This is a genomic window from Psychrobacter sp. AOP31-B2-9 (assembly GCF_052378005.1).
Taxonomy (GTDB): Bacteria; Pseudomonadota; Gammaproteobacteria; order Pseudomonadales; family Moraxellaceae; genus Psychrobacter.
This window is the reverse complement of sequence record NZ_JBQSXG010000341.1, coordinates 1-464: the sequence shown is the minus strand read 5'-3', so window position 1 is coordinate 464 and position 464 is coordinate 1. Positions and strand designations below refer to the sequence as shown.

Here is a 464-nt window from a genome sequence, read left to right as displayed (position 1 = left end):
AAATCTCCCAAGTTTATGTGTACGGATTTGACGGCAGGGGTCAGAGTACCTTAATAATTCAATTAATTGTCGTTTAGTGGGTGTCACATATAAGCAGATATGTATTGCTGCGCTCAATCAACAAGGTGAGTTTGTCAAAGCAGATGTCGCTAACATTGATAGTTTCAATAGTATGAACATCATTCATCCTTTAGGTATCAGTGATTGGGGTTTAGTTCCTAGACCATTAGATGGTAAAAAGATTACATGGAGCGAAAAGTTATCGCTTGAAAGCAAACAAGACGAAAGGTTTAGAAGATTAGAAATACCTATCACGATACTTAATGAAAAGGAAACTAAATAATGAGCAACTTAACCAATCAACAGAAAGCTACCTATGCTCTATTAGCGGACAATGTCTACTGGGATGTCAGATATGGCTAAGAAGAAAGGTAACAGCTTCATATTAAAGTCCTTTACCATAG

General features: G+C 36.6%; 1 protein-coding gene. It reads left to right on the top strand.

What is annotated here, in order from left to right; translation table 11 throughout:
• Window positions 1–76: 76 nt before the first annotated feature.
• Window positions 77–343 carry a hypothetical protein gene (locus tag ACT3SX_RS15540; RefSeq protein WP_192992721.1) on the top strand — a complete coding sequence of 89 codons (267 nt, stop codon included), beginning with the start codon at window positions 77–79 and terminating at the stop codon, window positions 341–343.
• The last annotated feature ends 121 nt before the right edge of the window (window positions 344–464 follow it).